Consider the following 16,322-nt stretch of genomic DNA (forward strand, 5'->3'; position numbering starts at 1 on the left):
TGGGCTCCTTTCCGTGAATGGTGGGCTATTCCACCGTGACAGGTGGGCTATCCATCCGTTAGGGATGGGCTAATCGACCGTGGAGACTGGTCTTCTCGGTCGGAATATACAATCACATCGGAAAAGATGAATACAAAGCAGGCAATCAGCCTGTATAAAAACCGGGATGCGTCAGAAAAACTGTTCCGCGCAGATAAGTCCTACCTTGGCAATGGAGCGCTCCGGGTTGCCTCGGAAGAAGCGGCAAATAACAAGATCTTTATCGGATTTATTGCGCTGATCATTCGCTGTAGAATTTATACCGCGTTAAAAGACAAGGCAGGCACCATGGTAAAAAAAACGAATTATTTCACGGTACCTGCAGCTGTCCGGGAACTTGAAAAAATCGAGATGTGCAGGCAGTTGGATAATGTATACAGGATGGATCATGCGGTGACGAAGACACAGAAAGAAATCCTGAGCGCCTTTGGAATTGATGCATCGCATGTGAAATATAAGGCTGCCTGCATCAGCAGTACGCTAAAGGAGGGAACAAAGTAATGGCAAGAACAATTAGCAGAGATGTACTGGAGCAAAAGATCAGTAAGCTTGAAACGGCAATCAGCAAGAACAGGCAACAGTATGATCAATTGACGAAGGAGCTGAAAGAGCTGCTGGACAAGAAGAAAGTGCAGCAGAGCGAAGAACTGATGAAGGCAATCTCTGAAAGCTCACGAAGCTATGAGGACATCCTCCGGTACATCAAGGGTGATCCGTTGAAAGACGAAGAATGAAACAGGTAAAATTCAGAGACTGCAAAGAAGCCCGTTATATGAGTTTTAGTTGCAAAATATCTGGAAGTTCACATTTCGTATAGGCTGTTATATAGTCTCATCGGTTGGGAAAGTTTTATTTATAATTTCCCCTATTTTTTGTAAAATCCCAAGATTCATATATCACCCACAAAATAGTTAAGATTAAAATTGCAAAGAAAGCAATTGAAGGCTCCCAAAAATCAAAGGGAATTATTAGAAATAATACTATACCTAGAGTGGACATTCTCTTTCCAATAATATAACAAACTTTGTGAGGATCTAAATCAGAATAATCTCCTGAAATAAACATAATCACTGTACTTGAGTGCTTTGTTTTTTTTAAAAATATTCCCAATAAAAGCATTATGCAACCATAAATCATATTAAAAATCAATAATTCTATACTGTTATTCATGAATTTCCACCTCGTTTAAAAATAGTGATGATCTGGTCTGTAACCTCTTATTTCAAGCACTCACAGATTTATGATTTAGCGATATAATAATTTCCTCATGCCATTTAAAATTCCTTTGCTCGCCGATTGTAAAATCAACTTGGACACCTGAATAAAAAAGATCCGGGGGTGCGGACATTTTTTTAGACAGCCACCCCCAACTCCTTTCTGTACTGAAGAGGACTGAGTCCTCCGAGTGTTGATTTAATTCTATCTGTGCAATACCAGCGAATATAACTGTCGATCTCATATTTTAACTCAGCAATCGAACAGCCTTCCCAACTGCGGTTATAAAACATCTCATTTTTAGATGTCGGAAGAAGCCCTCACAGGCAGCGTTGTCTGGGGAACAGCCTTTTCTCGACATAGATCTTGTAAATCCCGCATCATCAACTATTTTGATCCATTCCGGCCATCGGTAATGACATCCACGATCACTATTATCCCGAATTCGGGATAACAGTGATAATGGATCAGAGTTCGCCAGCCTCACGGATCTGGAAAAGGTCACCAAAACACTTGCCGAGAAAACTCCTGGGCTATAGAACTCCGGATGAAATCTTCGAAGAGGAAATTGACCGAATCTACCAGGCTATTGCCTAGCGGAGGGTGTCCAACTTGTTAAAAATCATTATGATATGTCGTTAATTAGCTACGTGCGTGAAATCCCAGTGTGAAAATACGTCTACATAGCATGTTTTTGTTCCAACTACATATCTCTCCATGCCACCCAATCCTTCGTTATATCGTTCAATATATTTAATTTCAACTACTTCATATGTATAATACATTGTGTATAATACATTGGACGGTACTTGATTAAATAATGAGATCCTTTTGGAACTGTTACAGAGTATCCGCTACCTAACGAATACGATTTTGATGCACCCAGTGTAACGCCTAAATTAGAGCCTATAGTCCCACCGTTTGTATAATTTCCGGAGACTGAAGCCGTAAAGGAAATATTATAAGAGTTATTGTTAGTGTAATTTAATGATAAGGTAGAACTAGAAGCTGAACTACCACCGCTTGTACCGTTTCTCTATGTACCACTTTTTAGATTACCTTTGGTATATTGATAGCCATATACGGTAATAAAATCAGAAATTCGTTTTTCATTTTCTTCATCATCTCTAACTTCTATTTCAAAATATTCAGCTCCATTATGGGGAAGATTTTATGTGTAATTATTATTGCTGTCAGCTGCAAAGATCGTCGTTGAACATCCTAAAATCAAAATAAAACTCAATATCATGCTAATTGTTTTTTCATTCTGAGTCACCTCGCTTTTTTTTTAAGTAACAATGTATTAAATAAATCATTGCTAAGACGATATTAATGCAAAGAACAACCCCAATATAAACCAGAGGGCTTTCAAAGATATAATCTATATTATTAGTATGATAACCGCTTCCTAAACTAAAGCCAGTTACTGAGTCAATATACTGGACAATTATTGAAAGAAACGGAAGCGTATTTAAACCCAATATGCTAAGAATTATGGTTTTAAAAGCCAAAACCTTCAATGGAGAATCTTTCATTAAAATCACCTCGCACATTATTTGTTTAATGGATGCTAGTTTAAAATGAAATGAGAATATAGGGAAATGCTCAAACTCAAACAATCAATGTGCCATGTCTCACTGGTAGCAATTGTTGTTTAAAAACTGGAACATCCTCACTCAAGCCGCCTTCTTCTGATAATTAATACCTATGAACCATTGGATTCACCTCTCAACATTAAAGATCTTGTATCTTTGATTTATCCAGTTCTTCCTCGTACATCTGTTTCCGGCTTTTCCCTGTACGGTAACCCCACATGTAGATTTTGGCTCCCACATGACGTCCGTCTTTTGTGACGATCACCGGTGTTTCATCCGCCTGCAGTACATGATAGTCGTAGATCTGTCTATGAAGCCAGTCATACATAACCGCCAGACATCGCTCCGCACACTGGATTGTCCAGTTTGCCATGACCTGACGGGAGAGATTGATCCCGTTGCGCTTCAGTTCCTGCTCTTGCTGGTACAGCGGTACGGCATTGACATACTTGGCGTTCATAATACCGCTTCCAGAGAGGGGATGACGATATTGCCGCGGAGGAGATCCCCCGGACGGTTTGCTTTTACAATTGTCTGATTATCGCTTCCTGCATAGACCTTGATGTGATGTTCCTCGACAGCATAGCATTACAGGCCTGAATGATATCAAACCATTGTTGACGGGGAACGTCGGATGTGATCTTGTCCATCAATACCAAGCCTCCTTTGGAGAAGTCGAAAAAACCTTAGATTTATTCGACTCCATTATCGCAAAGGCTAGCTAGGTACAACAGGTACTGGCGGTTTACCGCTTACAAAATAACATTGGAGAGGTTAGGGACAGTTACCCACATGGATGCCAGAAGAGTCTTTTTATTTCTGCTTTTTCAACAAAAAGGAACACCCAAACAACATCGCACCGCCTGCAACAAGCAATAGCAAATCATTGGCAACCCAATTTGCCTTTTGAAAGTTTTCAAAAAAAGGTTTATCATAGCGTATCAAAATCGATAGCGGTTTAATTGGTACACTCGTTTCAACCTCTGAAACCTGTACGGAAGAATTGCTGTAAAAAATAAGAAGAACAACCAATACATCTGACACAAGCCATTTCTTCGTTATATAATTGACAAATAAGCACAGACTACACACAAAAAAAATCTGTACGAGAATTGTAAGCGGAAAAAACAGGCCAGTCTTCAGATCTCTCAGATCCATTCCCACTGAGCCGAGATAAAAAAGAGAATTCAACATTAATGCAGCCGCACCAAACGTCAAAATCGGAAGAAACTCTGCCAAAAAAAGATTTGATACAGTCATCTGATCACGATAAGTCAAATTATCCGTAAAATAAGGATCACAATACTTCTTGTACCGAAGAGTTCCATATACTATCATCGCAAACATAGAATACAGCAAGAAAAATTCTACGTACTTATAGACCAGCGGAATATGTCCTCGCTCCGCGACCTGATCTGATACATATTCACGAAACTCATTTAATGTTCCTTTTCGTATCTTTGCCGCATCATAAAACATCAAATAGACACGACTCATACCCGTTATTTCTGTAATAATCTCATCAATTTTTTCCGGTGTCTTTTCACCTTTATCGGATATCTCCTTCTGTATCCTTTGAATATCTTCTTCCTGTATCCCATCTTTTAACAGTTCCCGGATTGTATTCTTCATTGCCATCTGCCGCTGTTCTTCCTGATCAGTCACGGGCAATTGCATGTCTTCATTGATCATTTCCTGGTTGACAGACTGTTCTTCTCCTTTTGAATAAACCTTGTTATACTCAGCCGCATCATGTAGGGTATAATATTGAACATATTGCCCCATTGTTGCATACGTAGCGCAGCTGATTGCTAAGAACATGAACGCCAAAAAAGCCATCTGCGTTTTTGAAAAACCAACTCGAAGCATACTCTTCTTCTCTCCCATCATGCAAAGCCACTATAGGCAACTCGAATCTCGTTCATTTTTCTCCTAGAATTTAAACACGCATTTTTTCTATTTTCGATTAATCCATCAACGGTAGTGCTCTCTTTTTAAAAGCAACTCTGATACAAACGCCATCAAAAATCCAATTATAAGATAAATGAAACACCCCAAAATACTCAAAGCAGGCGAAAACGCCTTGACTATACCTGTAGAAAAGGTTATGGAAATAGAATATAGCCAATATAACGCCGCAAAACATATGCCACAAACATAATTTCGAAACAGCGCCGCGAAAAATATCTCAATCGAACTAAATAGAATGCAATACATTCCAGAGTACAAGATATTTTTAGGGATATTATTCATGTTTTCCCAACCAAAAAGAGATAGTCCAACATTTAGAGCCAAGACAATCAGAACAGTCGGAGCGCAAATCGCAATTAATATACTCATCGCGCTTCCCGATTTGTATTTTCTTAACAGTAAATGTGTTTCCGTTATCAATCGATGTTCAATAAAAAAGCGAAAAGCAACATCCAGAACTCCCACAAGTCCAATGTAACTTCCCAATACTTCAATAGTTTTTCCATCCGACAAAACATCTTTTTGAAGAAGGACAATCGCAACAAAAAGCAAGATCGAAACCTGATAAACCCCATAGCTGCACAGCAATTTGACTTCTTCAAGCACTCTTCTGATAAACCACATTTTTTGTTCTTGTCCTTATTCTGACAGCCCTATCAATCTTTCTACCCAAAAGAAGTTGGAATCGGGTCAATCAATGCTTACATTTAAATCGATACCGATGATACAGATATGCATCCTCCAGATTTGGAGAAACAGATACCGCGCCTCTGGTGATTTCTTCATTTGACTGATCGCTGATATACCGCTCGATTTCCCAATCTCCGGTATGGCGAACGCTAATCACTTCTCCACGAACACAAGACTCTTCGTTTTGACGCTTCTTCCTTTCAAAGATATGCCCCTGTGTTTTTCCAATCATTGCATCTACGTTTGTATCCGCAAACAAACGTCCTTGTTCCAGTAATAATATCCTGTCACAAACACTTTCGATATCTTCTGTAAGATGCGTGGAAAGAATAACGATGTGATCGCGTCCATAATCCGAAACAACCTTGCGGAGATTTCTACGTTCACCTGGATCCAGACCGACGGTAGGCTCATCTAAGATCAGAATCTGAGGCCTTCTTATGATCGCCTGTGCGAAACCCAGCCGTCTTTTCATTCCACCGGAGATTCCTTTTATTTTTACATTTTTCTGATCTGTTAAATTTAATAGTCCCAGCGTTTCATCTATTTTTGACCGAATCTCCGATTTTTCCGTGTTTCCGTCTAATACCTCGTAATATGTAAGATAACTGCACACAGTTTGCATATCGTAAAAGCGCAATTCCTGCGGCATATATCCCAGCAAATCCCGATAGTTTGTTAAATTTTTCTCAGTAATGCGTTTTCCCTTCCAGTAAATTTCTCCGGTTGATGGCTTTAAAACCGAAGCTAGAATTCTAAGAAGTGTTGTCTTTCCCGCACCATTCGGCCCTAATAAACCAATGACTCCCCGATCCAATTCTGTACATACGTCCTGAAGTGCGACTTTGCTTTTGTATTGTTTTCCGATATTCTCCAATCGAAGCATCCGTCTCTCTCCTACTCTTTATCGTATTATCAAAATAATTTTCAATTCTTGATAAAATTGCCTTCTCTAGATACGACAAAACTCAAACAGCAGTCATTACTTACACTAAAATCAGCGCCTAACAACAAATAATGTTATATTTCAGAATGAAGTCACAGTACATCTTATGCAACATTATTATAAAAAGAAATTATTATAAGCCGTTCGTTTTGGCCCGATCCAATTACAACCATACGTTACAGTATTACTCCGATTTACCCAATGACCGGCAATATAGCAATCATCGTGGCATCCCTGTCCTTCTACTTCGAGAATCTCAATCTCATCCTTCAGTTTACGTATCGTATTCTCTTTCTGTGTTTTCGCAGAGCTTAAATAGCAATATTCATCATCACAGCCTTTGGATATACCGACAAGGACAACGCATATTTCCGGCTTTCCAGATATTTCCATTGGCTCTTGCTGAAGCCGGTGGAGCTGAGCAGGCAGTTTCCCGTCACCGTTACTTCCTTGCCGGGGTCGAGAGGAAATTTCTGAAACTCCTCTTGTGAAAGTATAAATCCGTTGTGATATGCGCCCGTCACAAGATAGCCCAGAAGAGCCTCGGATGACTGAGGCGTCGTCCCTGTGTTTTTCACGTGTAGAGAAATGTTCACGAGACGGCAGTGTATCTCATCGGTAACGATTCCCATATGTTCCGCCCTTACCCTCTTCTCAGAATCCTCCTGAGACATCATGGACGCGTCTTCCACCGTCACTTCAAGATCGTCTATGCAATATGTATCGCCCATGGGGATATTCACTTCCTCTTCCTGTGGCCATTCTGTGTTGACTTTCCAGTATCTCCAGCCGAACACACCGATGAAAACCGCACAGCAGAGCAACACGATCCATTTTTTCCTTTTCCCGCTCCCCTTCACCGATCCGCCACCTCCCATTTTTTCATTAACCAGACCAGTCTTCCCATTATCAGACAGCATCTCGCCTTTCCGGGCTTCGATCAGCGCAAGCATCCTCTACTCATGCCAAACGGATACGGAAACGATTTCAAGTGTCCGAAATGTCTATATCTCATCATGATTCGTTCTGAACCGATAACTCCCTCCGCTCTACAATCTTTCCGTTCTTCATGATCAGCATAATGTCGGATACATTTTCCAGATCCTCCGCCTCATGCCCTGCCAAAATGACCAGCGCTCCTCTTTCTTTTTCCTCCCGGATAATCTGGAACACCATGTTTCTTCCCTCTTCATCCAGCGCATTGCACGGCTCATCCAGAATGAGAAGAGACGGTTTTTCCATGATAGCCGCTGCTATCCCGAGCCGCTGCTTCATTCCCATCGAATACTTCCGGAACTTCTTACCCGCCGCCTCGTAGATCCCCGTCCGTTTCATAGCCTCTTCAATTTCCGGATCTCCGATACGCTTGCGTATTGAAGCAAGCTCACGCAGGTTCTGCCAGCCGGTATCCTGCGGGATCAGACCCGGGTGTTCGATCATCGCGCCCAGATCCGGCGGAAAGGAAATGTCCTTTCCGATTATCTTTCCGTCTACCGAAACCGTTCCCTCCGTCAGAAAAATCAGCCCGCAAATCGCCTTCATCAGCATGGATTTACCCGCGCCGTTCCCGCCCATCAGCGAGCACACCGTTCCCCTTTCCAGTGAAAATGTAATATCCTTCAGGACCTCATCGGGTCCGATCTTTTTTCCCGCATGATTCACTTCTAGATACATGATATCCCCGCTTTCCCATTATAATGTATGCTATCTATTCAGCATCCCGATCTCCAAAACCTGTGGATCGCTCGGTATGAAAAATCCGGCAGTTTTCGGCTCCGGAACCATTGTATGTGTGATTAACGCAATGTGAAGAATCCGGCAGCCTTCGACTCCGAGGCACATTCCATATATCACTAACCCACCCTCAGAAAGGTTCAGATAAGGAATAAAGTCCGGAAATCCATTTTGCGCACACGGACAAATATCAGAAAAACGCTGCCTGCCAGGATCAGACTCATTGTACAGACTCCCGGCAGCAGCTCGTCTGGCTTCATTCTCACAAACTGCAGGTATTCACCCGGAAGAAAAGGCGCATGCCAGAAGACCGAGGCGGCCAGCGCTGCCACAGAACATACAATTCCCATCATCGGTGATACCAGAAGGCAGATTACCGCCTGAAAAAACGCCATCGCCAGCATTGCGAGGACACTCAGCCACAGTGCGGCGCACAGATAAACAGGAGACAAAAGCTCTTCCGGAACACCGCTTATCAATAGAAAAGCCCCTCTGTCTCCAGGCGCCCACGTTCCGCCGAGACAGAACGCAAGAAACACAACAGATCCCCAAATGCAAGCATACCACAACAGTACTCTTGCTGTAATTTTACAGCATATTCGTCCCGCCCATTTCGCCCGGCTTCCTTCTCGAAGGATCCGCTGATACGCAGCGCCGCGCATTTCTTCTACCGCCAGACCGATCATGAGAAAGAAACAGATCATGCAGAGCGCCCACAAGGCAGGGATCCTGAAAGGCTCTGTCGTCTCCTTAGATACTGTGTTGATCACAGGCTGCGTTCCCTGGAAAAGCGCCACCCACAGCGAAACTGCGGAAATCCTGCATGCTTTCCCGTGAAGGAGTCCGTACTCCCGGTAAAGAGCATTCTCTGAAAATGCGACCGCAGCAGCATCACACAGTGTTCCGGCCAGAAACAGAAAAGCCGTGTACAGATTTTCATTATTTGCAAATCCGGAAAAACGTCCGTCACGTCCTCCTCTCATTTGCGCACATCCCCCTTGCAGATTACCGCGTATAAAATCCCATATAAGGCGACACACACTGCCGACAAAAACAGATACTGCCAGAAGGCCGACACCCAGAAGGATCTCTCATACAGAATGTAAAACCAGTGACGCTCCGCGAGATACATCATGTAGCCTATTCCCGCGTTTACTCCTGCCGGGACCCACACAAGCGCCGTATACCGGGTTACACGGAAAAGAATTTCGTAGAAAAGCTCATACAACAGAAGCTTACTCACTCCGTTCCACACGCACAGAAGAGCAACAACCGGCACGATTCCCCCGGATGACAGTGTACTCCGGACCAGACCGGCGTAGACACTTCCGCTCTCCGACCAGTTCATGACCGGAAGATTCCGGAGTGCTCCGCCAATCCCAGCCGCAGCCGTCCATGCCACGGAACAAAATACTGCTCTGCACAGACTTCGTCTCAAAATATGCCCCGCAAGCCGCTTTCTCGAAGAGTACCGGAATACAAAAACATACGTCTGCCTGTTTTTCTCCTCAAGAACCAGAATAATCAGAAACGGTATGAACACACGAAGATCCGCGTATGCCGGCACCGTTGATATCATCAGATAGTCACTCATGCATACGTGCAGTCCGTTCTGCACGTAGAAGAAATCGATATCCCCGGCCAGAAATACCACATTCAGAACACAGACGGCCGCGATCAGAATCAGACTTATCATTCGTCGCATCATAGAAATTCCTTCTTTTTGGCACAGAATCGGTATAGCACTCCGGGAACTGCCCCGAGAAGTACAATCCACAGCAACGTAACGGCCGGATATGCAATCCCCATTCCCGGACGCATCCAGTGCACTGCTGAATAATATAAGGTATCTTGCGAGCTGTCACTTGCTGCGTTTATCAGAAGCTGAATCAAGAATCCCGCGCTCCAGATCACGAAAGCGTTCCGGATGAAGAAACTGAGAAACAGACCGAAGCACGCGTAAAGACCGCCCATCAGAAAATCAATTGCCAGATAGAGCAGCAGATAGAGTTCCGGCCGAATGAAATACACATTGGAAAACAGAATCTGCGCAGACAACGTGTTTGTCCCCATCGCCGCCGAAGGCATAATATTGGGAAGAATCATCAGAGCAAACAGGTAGTTCACCACAAGCGGGATCGCAACCGCTGCGCCTCCTGACAGGAAACAGGCCAGATATTTCGCGTTGAGATACTGACTCTGCGAGGTTCTCTGACAGACCTGCATCTTGTATCCGCTTCTCCGATCCAAGTAAAAAGAAGCACTGAACGGCATGGTGGCAATCACAGGAAGCAGCAGATAATACACGTATCCTTCAGGATTCATAATATCCATCATGATATTGTAAAAGGAAGCATAATACGGTTCCAACAGCGGGTAAAGCAAGAGTCCCAGCTTTGCCATATGATTCTCCCTCGCAAGCGGCACCTGCACAAGCACGATATGAGAAAAAGCAATCGCCAGTCCGGTAAGCACAGCAAGCTTAAAGCCCATTCCACCGAAAGCCCTGCGAAGTTCTTCTTTCTTTATTGAACGCATATCTAGCTCCTTTTTATACCGGGATGCCAATCTCAATATTAAATTGACATCCCAGCATTATTTTAGTTAAATATCTGTATGATCCAATACCACAACAGCACGATAAGTACACTCGCAAATTTATTCATTCATTCTGATCCACTTATTCTATCATTTGTCTTTTTGGGCAGACATAACAGTTCTTTAGGCACCTTTTGCTTTGAGGAAAAGCTAAAAAACAAGGAGCCATTTACGTAAAGCTCGTACCCTTCTCCACATTCCACCAGGTAACTATTGTCTTTTGTAATGATTGTTTCAGTTGTATCGGCCATCTCCTGATGACGAATTGATTCCGGTAAATAATCCGGTTCAATTGTCACTACATATACAGAAAAAGCAAATGCCAGCATTCCCACACTTAACACTGTTCGTCCCAAGCAATGCTTCCTACTCTCCTTCTTTCTCTCTCTCGTGATGTTTTTCACTCTGGCGCCAATCAGACTACCCTTACTAAAAAAAGGAACCGATATAAGATTTCGAACCCCCATCGTCTTACTTTTTGTATACATCAGCTGTTTTTCCGTTTTCACAAGAAGCGAGGCATATTTCAGCCTTTCCATCATGGATTCGTGTCTAATCACCCGATTATCGGCATCTATCTCCATCAAGTAATCGAAATTCTTCTTTAACGATTTTATCAGCGGATTCCACCACTGCGTCACAGAAAATGCAGCCAGCAACATCGTGATCCAGGTATGCCTGCTCATAAAATGTGCTGCCTCGTGCTCCAGAATCAGATTCCATTCCTCCTCGCTGCAGTTCCATTGGGGAGAGATGATAAGCACCGGCATCCGGATCCCGCATATCGCCGGCGTACTTGTTCCCGGCAGAACAGCGATTCGGTACGCCGCTCCAAATTTCCTGTCCATCCAGGAAAACACAGCTTTATTTTTCTCCGAACGAGCCACATAATGATGTTTAAGCACCCTGTAAAACAACAGAATACGCCGCAGAAGAACGATCCCGCTTACAACAGTCCCAATCAGCCATACCAGCAGAAGGACATCCAGAACAGAAGCCATTCCTCCCCAGGTGACAATATTCCTGAACGGAGCGGTTATTTTCCCAAGAAACGTGCTGTATACAGAAACTTCCCAAGGAAAAGTTACAGGAAACACAAATCGAATAAAGAGCAACGCCAGGCAGAGCCGAACGGCGCGATGATTCGCATTCTCTGCATCTCTGGTCACGATCCGAAGGCCCAGAATAAGAACCACGCCGCACAATATTCCCTTCCAGAAATTTCCATAAGAAAATACGGATGAAATAAGCCGCGGCCACCAGTACATCATGCTCACTCCCATATATCATGCCCGGATCCAGTCTCCGATCCATTTTTCGGTATCCAGATTATACTTTCGTTTCCACAATGCACCGTTTTCCACCTTGTATTTCCAGACAATTCTTGAAGCGTGCAGAATAACCTGCCGGCTTTCCGGAATCGCACGCTGTTCCGCAAAAACCGATCGGTTAAAACAGGTGAAAGACAATGCCGTTAATACAATAATCCCACATATGGCAGTGAATTTCAACATTGTTCTTTTAATTTCTCTATTAAGCGGAAAGTATTCTCTCTTTTTTTTATTATGTCGTAAATATTATTATTGATCATCTTTTCTCCTTACCCACTCTGTCTTTTTCCAACAGATGACCGTCTTCCAACTCATATACCTCATCGCACAGTATCCGGATATCCTCCTGATTGTGGCTTGCGAACAGCATCAGCTTTCCCTGGTGTTTCATTGCTTGTGTAATATTTTACATCGTCATTATTTATTTATCTATTGGAGATAATACCAGAAAGCGCATAGACATTTTGTATGAAATGCAGTAAATTATTACTGAATCGATAATTGATCAGGAAACATAATGAGGAACATCGCTATGACTAATGCAAGAGAAAAACAGAAAACCATTCATCTGACCGGGAAAGAACTTGATGTAATGGAAATATTATGGAAAAGTGACCGTCCTTTAACGGCGGCCGACATCCGACAGCTTGGCACGGTCAACCCGAATACCATCGCCGTTTGTCTGCGGACTCTGCTGAAGAAAAATGCAATTAAAGTAGCGGATATCGTCTACAGCAACACGGTTCTCGCCCGCTCCTATGTCCCCGTGTTAGAGCGGGACGCATACTGGGCTGACTGCTATCGTCAATCCGCAGGAGACGGGAATACTATGCAACTTGTGAGACAGTTTGTGTCTGATTCAGAAGACATCCATGAAATCGAGCAGCTTGAGAAACTGATTGAAGCAAAGAAAAAAGAACTGCTGAAAAAGTAATATGTTTGTGCAGCAGTTCGCTAAAGGCTCTTCCGGTTTGACCGTTATAGAGAATTACACGGAAAAGTTTTTAAGGGAAATATTGAAAAAATGAGAAGCTGATTTAATCGCATCAATTCCACCCTGTAGTCAGAATGCAGATCATCTCTTGTATTCTGCAATAATGCATTCTTTAAAGTTTCAAAATCCTTACAGGAAAAAGCCAGCCCTCGAATCAACTGAAGACTGTTTGCATAATTATGTTGTTTTTGGCGCACGTCGGAAATCAGGCTTTCAACGACCGGCAGATAAGTATGGTACATTCTTAGTTCTTTTTGCTCCTGTGTTGTTCGGAAATAGTTGAACAACGTAATTCCATCAACTGCTATAACAAACAGCATTGACATGAAAAGGAAAAGATAGTGGGCTATAAAGTTCTGCGGGTTGATTCGCAGAAACAAAATAACCATTCCCAGAATCATAAATACAACTTACATTCATACAGGCAACATATGATTTTTCATTTCTTACAGATGGTTTATATAATTTGGTGATTGGAATAATTATCTGCCTAAATTCCTGGTTGCCGGACATTTCATCTTCGTGCTTCTACAAATCTTCAATTGCTTCTATGTATTTTGCATTGCCCGGGTATTTCTCAAGATCCGTTCCCGGAAGCCGGCGCGGTAAAGGCGGCAGGAAGAAAAAATGAGCGCAAAAAAGACAGGTCCGGACGCACTGAAACCTCTACATATCATCAACTTGTGATTTGCAAAGTTTTTCAGTTATCCAGATCTGTCTTTTCAAAAATCGGGTTTTGTCGTTTGTTTGTTTTTTAACCACATATTATCATTTAAGTATCCAAACACCTTCTTTCTTGTGCTAAACAGCTTTTTCTGATATCATTTAAGGAAATTATATTGATCTTATATTAAGAAAGAAGGATAGCTAATGGCATCTCCTCAAACAATAAATGGACTCATGCGTCACCTGCGGAATGACTGCAATGTTCAAATCAATGGAAGTAAGCAAAAAAAGCAGCTTGTAAGTTATGGATACTACCATGGGTATAAGGGTTATCGCTTTGTCAGAAAGCAGAACGCCCAAATTCCTTATACCGACTTCAGTGAAGTTGTAGCTGTCATTGAATATGATAACAATATGAAGGCTGCACTATATCCCACACTGATGTTTTTAGAAACTGCACTTAAAAACATTGTTTGTAATACATCAGTAGAAGGCTTGAGACAGGGAACGTTTGACTACGTCTACAAAGAACGAATGTCAGATAATCCATCCAATGCAAAATTGCAGCTCAAACGATTAAAACTCCGGAACTCTGTATATTCTCAGTTATCCAGAAGATACAGCGACGAAGATCGTCGAGAAAATCAAATGGTACGCCATTTTTATAACCGAGGTGAAGATGCACCTCTATGGGCAATTTTTGAGATTTTGTGCCTCAAAGATCTCGCAAGTTTTTTTGAATGCCTCAATACTGCAACTCGTGAGGATATTCTGAATCAGATTGATTTATTTGATGTTTCAATCGATACTAATCGAGAACTGCTCTCTACTGTTCTCTTCACCTTAAAAGCATTACGTAATGCAGTTGCTCACAACAACATTATTTTTGATACCAGATTCAAAGATCGCAACATCAGTAATGTTCTCAAAAGGTGGGTTGAGAAAGAAACCGGAATACAAAATATCACGCTTTACTCATTGGTAGATTACATAATTATCATCTGTTGTTTACTTAAGCGAATTGACTTCAACAACACACGAGCAAAGGATTTATTGCGTCAGTATAAGGAACAGAATGCTCTTCTTAAATCCTCGGTTACACCGGAGATTTATAGCATGATCATCCAGCAGAATGTTGCTTCCAAAATCACCTCACTCGAAGCATATTTGAACTCATAGTCCTATTCTCATACCCCACATTGAGCAAATAAAGCTTGCCTTCAAGTCTGTATTTTGGTATACTGATTTCACGATTGAGGTGTATGTTTTCGGACTGCACTGGGAGAGTCACTCTGTGGCTCTCTTTTTTGTTGCCCAAATTTGAGCATATCTATATATCGCTGATCTCTCAGTACTCTCATCCCTTTCCAGTTTTTTATATCTCCAGTTTCAAGAACATATATGTATTCTGCCTCGTTTACCCTGGCCCGGCACCCGGCCAAAAGAAAAGACAGGTCCGAAAAAGCCTTATTTTAAGCGGCTTTTCGTCCTGTCTGTATTATTGCACCGTCCCCTGTTGCAGAAATCAGAAGTGCCCTCTTTTCGCCTCTTTTCATCAAATTCCTCAGGCTGGTTATAAAGGCGGTTTGCATCGCATTAGGTTTCAGTCGGTACAACTCAAAATCCAGCGCGCCGCTCTCCTGAATTGCGTCCCGGGCGATCTGACGCTGTTTTCTTGAAATCTCAAACGCTGTTCGGTATTCATCGATAAACGAATGGTATTCTCTGGTTTTGTCCGAAGCCCAAAGATCTTGGAATTCTGTGAGAATACGCTCGGAATATTCTCCGAATTCCGTGGATATGATTTTCGTATTCCATTCTTTATTTTTGGTGAGAGCCGTCAGCGTCATATTGGAGCTTCCGACGATGATCCGATATACATCTTTATTCTTGAAAATATATCCCTTCGTATGGAAGCCCTCGTCATCATCCGACATGTACATTCGTATTTCCAGATTTGACAGCTCGTGAAGCTTCTAGATGGCACGGGGTTCGCTGAAATTCAGGTAATTGGTGGTGAGAATTTTGCCCGGAATCCCCCGCTCCTCTAACTCCTTAAATGTCTGAAGAAGAGGAGTTATCCCGCCGAGTGTGATGAAAGCGACACTGATGTAAAATTCTTCACATTGAAGCAGTTCATTCTCCAGTGCCGACAGGACCTTCCTGCCTTCGTGGTAATTATTGGATACGAATTCCGGCTTATAGGCGAGATTTGTATTGACAGAACTGTCAATAAACGCAGAATACATTCCCTTCTCAAGCTGTTTAACGTATTCTGTGAGAATTCGCCGATGGTTCGCTTTCATGATGGGTCTCCATTCTTACAGGTTTGATCCTGCGGGTGTAAACGATCAGCTGTTTTCACATACCGTGACATTGAAATTATCCGCCGACACGTTTAGGATGCATTGACAATCCTCCTGACCATATCAGCCATTTGTTATCTTGCACATCTGACGCAAAAATCAGACAGGTTGACAAATTCCACCATTCCGGTTATATTGTCTTTAGTGATCAGGTTCCGGACACCTACGAGGACTGGA

Annotated in this window: 19 protein-coding genes and 1 pseudogene; 4 read left to right on the forward strand and 16 right to left on the reverse strand. The window is 42.6% G+C overall.

Annotation, left to right across the window (positions count from 1 at the left end):
- Positions 1-111: 111 nt before the first annotated feature.
- Both ACTQ3A_RS07535 and ACTQ3A_RS07540 read left to right on the forward strand, forming a co-directional pair.
- Positions 112-540, forward strand: a pseudogene (locus ACTQ3A_RS07535) (IS1634 family transposase); the annotation flags it as partial.
- Positions 540-773 (forward strand): hypothetical protein, encoded by a 234-nt coding sequence (locus ACTQ3A_RS07540; RefSeq protein WP_441494537.1) that lies wholly within the window; start codon positions 540-542, stop codon positions 771-773. The pseudogene ACTQ3A_RS07535 and the gene ACTQ3A_RS07540, both read left to right, overlap by 1 nt.
- Before the next feature lie 115 nt (positions 774-888).
- Here the strand turns inward: ACTQ3A_RS07540 and ACTQ3A_RS07545 are convergent, their stop codons facing one another.
- The 13 genes from ACTQ3A_RS07545 to ACTQ3A_RS07605 form a co-directional block, all read right to left on the reverse strand.
- A complete protein-coding gene (locus tag ACTQ3A_RS07545) occupies positions 889-1,209 on the reverse strand; it encodes a hypothetical protein (RefSeq protein ID WP_441494536.1) in 321 nt (106 codons plus the stop codon).
- A gap of 182 nt (positions 1,210-1,391) precedes the next feature.
- A complete protein-coding gene (locus ACTQ3A_RS07550) occupies positions 1,392-1,547 on the reverse strand; it encodes an IS3 family transposase (RefSeq protein ID WP_441494535.1) in 156 nt (51 codons plus the stop codon).
- Between the two features lie 1,441 nt (positions 1,548-2,988).
- Complete coding sequence (locus tag ACTQ3A_RS07555; protein ID WP_441494534.1) at positions 2,989-3,309, reverse strand: IS66 family transposase; 321 nt, start codon at positions 3,307-3,309, stop codon at positions 2,989-2,991.
- A 353-nt stretch (positions 3,310-3,662) separates the two neighbouring features.
- A complete protein-coding gene (locus ACTQ3A_RS07560; protein ID WP_441495281.1) occupies positions 3,663-4,736 on the reverse strand; it encodes a hypothetical protein in 1,074 nt (357 codons plus the stop codon).
- Positions 4,737-4,823: 87 nt separating this feature from the next.
- Positions 4,824-5,444, reverse strand: a complete 621-nt coding sequence (locus ACTQ3A_RS07565; RefSeq protein WP_441494532.1) for a hypothetical protein — start codon at positions 5,442-5,444, stop codon at positions 4,824-4,826.
- Positions 5,445-5,514: 70 nt separating this feature from the next.
- Positions 5,515-6,396, reverse strand: a complete 882-nt coding sequence (locus tag ACTQ3A_RS07570) for an ATP-binding cassette domain-containing protein (RefSeq protein WP_441494531.1) — start codon at positions 6,394-6,396, stop codon at positions 5,515-5,517.
- A gap of 371 nt (positions 6,397-6,767) precedes the next feature.
- Positions 6,768-7,409 carry a hypothetical protein gene (locus tag ACTQ3A_RS07575; RefSeq protein ID WP_441494530.1) on the reverse strand — a complete coding sequence of 214 codons (642 nt, stop codon included), beginning with the start codon at positions 7,407-7,409 and terminating at the stop codon, positions 6,768-6,770.
- 61 nt (positions 7,410-7,470) lie between these two features.
- Entirely contained in the window at positions 7,471-8,130 is a 660-nt protein-coding gene (locus tag ACTQ3A_RS07580; RefSeq protein WP_441487048.1) for an ABC transporter ATP-binding protein, read from the reverse strand.
- Between the two features lie 200 nt (positions 8,131-8,330).
- On the reverse strand, positions 8,331-9,173 hold the full coding sequence (locus tag ACTQ3A_RS07585; protein WP_441494529.1) for a hypothetical protein: 843 nt from the start codon (positions 9,171-9,173) through the stop codon (positions 8,331-8,333).
- The gene (locus ACTQ3A_RS07590) at positions 9,170-9,898 is read right to left on the reverse strand and encodes a hypothetical protein (protein ID WP_441494528.1); all 729 of its coding nucleotides are present in this window, start codon (positions 9,896-9,898) and stop codon (positions 9,170-9,172) included. Before ACTQ3A_RS07590 ends, ACTQ3A_RS07585 begins: the two co-directional genes overlap by 4 nt.
- Complete coding sequence (locus ACTQ3A_RS07595; RefSeq protein WP_441494527.1) at positions 9,895-10,728, reverse strand: hypothetical protein; 834 nt, start codon at positions 10,726-10,728, stop codon at positions 9,895-9,897. Before ACTQ3A_RS07595 ends, ACTQ3A_RS07590 begins: the two co-directional genes overlap by 4 nt.
- A 128-nt stretch (positions 10,729-10,856) precedes the next feature.
- Positions 10,857-12,071 (reverse strand): M56 family metallopeptidase, encoded by a 1,215-nt coding sequence (locus tag ACTQ3A_RS07600; RefSeq protein ID WP_441495282.1) that lies wholly within the window; start codon positions 12,069-12,071, stop codon positions 10,857-10,859.
- A gap of 304 nt (positions 12,072-12,375) precedes the next feature.
- Positions 12,376-12,510 carry a hypothetical protein gene (locus tag ACTQ3A_RS07605; protein WP_441494525.1) on the reverse strand — a complete coding sequence of 45 codons (135 nt, stop codon included), beginning with the start codon at positions 12,508-12,510 and terminating at the stop codon, positions 12,376-12,378.
- A gap of 141 nt (positions 12,511-12,651) precedes the next feature.
- Here ACTQ3A_RS07605 and ACTQ3A_RS07610 point away from each other — a divergent pair, with 141 nt between their 5' ends.
- Positions 12,652-13,053, forward strand: coding sequence for a BlaI/MecI/CopY family transcriptional regulator (locus ACTQ3A_RS07610; RefSeq protein WP_441494524.1), 402 nt, complete (start codon positions 12,652-12,654; stop codon positions 13,051-13,053).
- A gap of 44 nt (positions 13,054-13,097) precedes the next feature.
- On the opposite strand, the gene ACTQ3A_RS07615 is transcribed toward ACTQ3A_RS07610, so the two are convergent.
- Entirely contained in the window at positions 13,098-13,514 is a 417-nt protein-coding gene (locus ACTQ3A_RS07615; protein WP_441495283.1) for a hypothetical protein, read from the reverse strand.
- Between the two features lie 469 nt (positions 13,515-13,983).
- On the opposite strand from ACTQ3A_RS07615, the gene ACTQ3A_RS07620 reads away from it, so the two are divergent.
- The gene (locus ACTQ3A_RS07620; protein WP_441494523.1) at positions 13,984-14,958 is read left to right on the forward strand and encodes an Abi family protein; all 975 of its coding nucleotides are present in this window, start codon (positions 13,984-13,986) and stop codon (positions 14,956-14,958) included.
- A 293-nt stretch (positions 14,959-15,251) separates the two neighbouring features.
- Here ACTQ3A_RS07620 and ACTQ3A_RS07625 read toward each other — a convergent pair whose 3' ends face one another.
- Together ACTQ3A_RS07625 and ACTQ3A_RS07630 are read right to left on the reverse strand one after the other, a co-directional pair.
- On the reverse strand, positions 15,252-15,743 hold the full coding sequence (locus ACTQ3A_RS07625) for a phospholipase D-like domain-containing protein (protein WP_441495284.1): 492 nt from the start codon (positions 15,741-15,743) through the stop codon (positions 15,252-15,254).
- A 12-nt stretch (positions 15,744-15,755) separates the two neighbouring features.
- A complete protein-coding gene (locus ACTQ3A_RS07630; RefSeq protein WP_441494522.1) occupies positions 15,756-16,085 on the reverse strand; it encodes a hypothetical protein in 330 nt (109 codons plus the stop codon).
- Between the last annotated feature and the right edge of the window lie 237 nt (positions 16,086-16,322).

The sequence above is a fragment of the Bilifractor sp. LCP21S3_F8 genome, from assembly GCF_052117805.1.
Taxonomy (GTDB): Bacteria; Bacillota; Clostridia; order Lachnospirales; family Lachnospiraceae; genus Bilifractor.

Excerpts from the sequence above, each read along its gene's own strand:
- ACTQ3A_RS07540 (WP_441494537.1), top strand. The coding sequence starts at position 540 with ATGGCAAGAACAATTAGCAGAGATGTACTGGAGCAAAAGATCAGTAAG.
- ACTQ3A_RS07545 (WP_441494536.1), bottom strand. The coding sequence starts at position 1,209 with ATGAATAACAGTATAGAATTATTGATTTTTAATATGATTTATGGTTGC.
- ACTQ3A_RS07550 (WP_441494535.1), bottom strand. The coding sequence starts at position 1,547 with ATGTTTTATAACCGCAGTTGGGAAGGCTGTTCGATTGCTGAGTTAAAA.
- ACTQ3A_RS07555 (WP_441494534.1), bottom strand. The coding sequence starts at position 3,309 with ATGAACGCCAAGTATGTCAATGCCGTACCGCTGTACCAGCAAGAGCAG.
- ACTQ3A_RS07560 (WP_441495281.1), bottom strand. The coding sequence starts at position 4,736 with ATGGGAGAGAAGAAGAGTATGCTTCGAGTTGGTTTTTCAAAAACGCAG.
- ACTQ3A_RS07565 (WP_441494532.1), bottom strand. The coding sequence starts at position 5,444 with ATGTGGTTTATCAGAAGAGTGCTTGAAGAAGTCAAATTGCTGTGCAGC.
- ACTQ3A_RS07570 (WP_441494531.1), bottom strand. The coding sequence starts at position 6,396 with ATGCTTCGATTGGAGAATATCGGAAAACAATACAAAAGCAAAGTCGCA.
- ACTQ3A_RS07575 (WP_441494530.1), bottom strand. The coding sequence starts at position 7,409 with ATGCTTGCGCTGATCGAAGCCCGGAAAGGCGAGATGCTGTCTGATAAT.
- ACTQ3A_RS07580 (WP_441487048.1), bottom strand. The coding sequence starts at position 8,130 with ATGTATCTAGAAGTGAATCATGCGGGAAAAAAGATCGGACCCGATGAG.
- ACTQ3A_RS07585 (WP_441494529.1), bottom strand. The coding sequence starts at position 9,173 with ATGAGAGGAGGACGTGACGGACGTTTTTCCGGATTTGCAAATAATGAA.
- ACTQ3A_RS07590 (WP_441494528.1), bottom strand. The coding sequence starts at position 9,898 with ATGATGCGACGAATGATAAGTCTGATTCTGATCGCGGCCGTCTGTGTT.
- ACTQ3A_RS07595 (WP_441494527.1), bottom strand. The coding sequence starts at position 10,728 with ATGCGTTCAATAAAGAAAGAAGAACTTCGCAGGGCTTTCGGTGGAATG.
- ACTQ3A_RS07600 (WP_441495282.1), bottom strand. The coding sequence starts at position 12,071 with ATGGGAGTGAGCATGATGTACTGGTGGCCGCGGCTTATTTCATCCGTA.
- ACTQ3A_RS07605 (WP_441494525.1), bottom strand. The coding sequence starts at position 12,510 with ATGAAACACCAGGGAAAGCTGATGCTGTTCGCAAGCCACAATCAGGAG.
- ACTQ3A_RS07610 (WP_441494524.1), top strand. The coding sequence starts at position 12,652 with ATGACTAATGCAAGAGAAAAACAGAAAACCATTCATCTGACCGGGAAA.
- ACTQ3A_RS07615 (WP_441495283.1), bottom strand. The coding sequence starts at position 13,514 with ATGATTCTGGGAATGGTTATTTTGTTTCTGCGAATCAACCCGCAGAAC.
- ACTQ3A_RS07620 (WP_441494523.1), top strand. The coding sequence starts at position 13,984 with ATGGCATCTCCTCAAACAATAAATGGACTCATGCGTCACCTGCGGAAT.
- ACTQ3A_RS07630 (WP_441494522.1), bottom strand. The coding sequence starts at position 16,085 with ATGAAAGCGAACCATCGGCGAATTCTCACAGAATACGTTAAACAGCTT.